Origin of the sequence: Microcystis sp. LEGE 08355 (genome assembly GCF_015207185.1) — a bacterium.
Lineage (GTDB): Bacteria > Cyanobacteriota > Cyanobacteriia > Cyanobacteriales > Microcystaceae > Microcystis > Microcystis panniformis.
The window spans coordinates 1-1,977 of sequence record NZ_JADEXI010000740.1; the positions used below are offsets into that span (position 1 = coordinate 1).

Genomic DNA, 1,977 nt, shown 5'->3' on the forward strand with positions numbered 1-1,977 from the left:
CCCCACACCCCACACCCTACAACTTCCCACTGATAACTGATAACTGACAACTGAAACTGTATCGGTTATTGCTACTTTTTATTTCCTGAAAACCGCCTTGTGGAAGTCAAGTTAGTTGCTTAAGATAGAGGTAATCGCAGTCAGAGAAAACCTCTCAAGGAAATTATTACTATGGCTTTCACTCTTTATTCTCCCTTCCTCGAAATTAATTCTGTCCAACGTCAAATCGATCAACTTTTTCAAGAAGTATTACCGACAACTTCCTTGGTGTCTCGTCCCCCGGTGGAAATCTCTGTTAACGAGGATTCCGTGGAATTAAAAATCGAATTACCCGGCATGGATATTAAAGATATCGATGTGGAGGTTAGCAAGCAAATGGTGGCTATTAACGGGCAACGTGAATGCCCTGCCGAGGTAGAAAACAGCGAGTTTTATTATGGTAAATTTAGTCGCTTGATTACCCTACCAGTGGAGGTGCAAAATAGCCAAGTTACCGCTAACTATCAAGACGGTGTTCTTTATCTCACCCTCCCGAAAGCGGTGGCAGAAAAAAATAAAGTGGTTAAAGTTAATCTTGGTTAGATGAGAAAAAGACTGGAGAATTTCTCCAGTCTTTTGTTTTATTTGTAGTCGCTAACTGTTAATTGGATTCTTTGCCATTTAGGTTGACGGGACGGGGTTGAATAACACCAAAACCGCCGTGATTGCGTTGATAGATAACATTGATTTCGTTCGTGTCTTTGTTGCAGAACATATAGAAATCGTGATCGACTAATTGCAATTGTGTTAGTGCTTCCTCAATAGTCATCGGTGGCATGGCAAAGTATTTCATCCGCACTACTTCCGCAGGTAATTCGGGAGTGCGATCGCCAATTAGGTTATCATCTAAGGGTTTCTCTTGCACCACCTCGCTAGTTTTAACGGTGGCGTTGGTGCGATGATCCACCAGTCTTTCTTTATACTTGCGGAGTTGACGAGCGATTTTATCAGAAACTAAATCAATACTTGCGTACAAATTTTCGCTTCCTTCTTGAGCGCGAATCACTGTTCCATTAGCATAAACCGTTACTTCTGCCTTGTGGCGATCGGGAATGCGCGCATTCTTTTCCACGGAGAGGTGAACATCGACTTTTGTGGTTATGCCGTTAAAATGTTTCACCGCTTTCTCCAGCTTTTGTTCCACATAATCATGAATAGGTTCGGTGACAGCGATATTATTGCCCTGAATCAATAGCTTCATACTCACTACTCCATCTAAAAATTTTGCTATGGACTGCCCACATCAACTATTTTTAAGGGGTGTTGATGCTAGGAATTTAATCCTCAAAAAACTGCTCGATCGCGCTGTTGAGTGAAAGTCAATTAGAGGTCACAGTCTAGATATTGTCGGTGTTCTCGTTCTCTTTTTTTTGTCGGATCGCGCGGAAAATTCATCGGGTCGAGCGCCTATTTGCAACTGGATTTATCTACCTCTATTCTAACAAGTTTCTGTAAACCTTTTCTTAACAGAAGTGCGAAGTTCTGTTAACTTTTATTTAAAGAAACCGATTTTCGCCGCCAGCAAGGGAATCCGGTGATTGTTTCTCCTGTTCGACGGTTAACCTCGGAATAGATGGGATAACCCTAGATTAGCACTTAGTATTCTCCCCAACATCTATATCTTCCCTTCTTTTAATTTTCCTTTGCGCTCCTTCACATTTCTTAAATAATTTGACAAATTTCGCCATGAATGCTCAAAAAATACCTCGTCTCTGTGGGCTAAAAATTCGGGCAATTACTCCCGCTGCTCTCGGGGCAACAGCGATCGCTAGTGCTGGCGAGAATTGCTAATCCCGACGCTGACTCAGATGTCATACTATTAGGGGTCGAGAAGGTCGTCACCGACCTCCCCTCCCATTCAGAACCGTGCATGAGACTTTCACCTCACACGGCTCCTAGTTTGACTGTTCCCTTGTTAAGGATACAGCTTGACTTCTT

At 42.6% G+C, this 1,977-nt stretch carries 2 protein-coding genes; one reads left to right on the top strand and one right to left on the bottom strand.

Annotation, left to right across the window (positions count from 1 at the left end):
- The first annotated feature begins 171 nt into the window (after positions 1-171).
- Positions 172-582, top strand: coding sequence for an Hsp20/alpha crystallin family protein (locus IQ242_RS23545; RefSeq protein ID WP_052276386.1), 411 nt, complete (start codon positions 172-174; stop codon positions 580-582).
- A 58-nt stretch (positions 583-640) separates the two neighbouring features.
- On the opposite strand, the gene hpf is transcribed toward IQ242_RS23545, so the two are convergent.
- Complete coding sequence (hpf, locus tag IQ242_RS23550) at positions 641-1,240, bottom strand: ribosome hibernation-promoting factor, HPF/YfiA family (protein WP_002771638.1); 600 nt, start codon at positions 1,238-1,240, stop codon at positions 641-643.
- Positions 1,241-1,977: the final 737 nt, after the last annotated feature.

Bases quoted from the DNA above. Each gene is read 5' to 3' on its own strand.
- hpf (WP_002771638.1), bottom strand. From the start codon at position 1,240: ATGAAGCTATTGATTCAGGGCAATAATATCGCTGTCACCGAACCTATT.
- IQ242_RS23545 (WP_052276386.1), top strand. From the start codon at position 172: ATGGCTTTCACTCTTTATTCTCCCTTCCTCGAAATTAATTCTGTCCAA.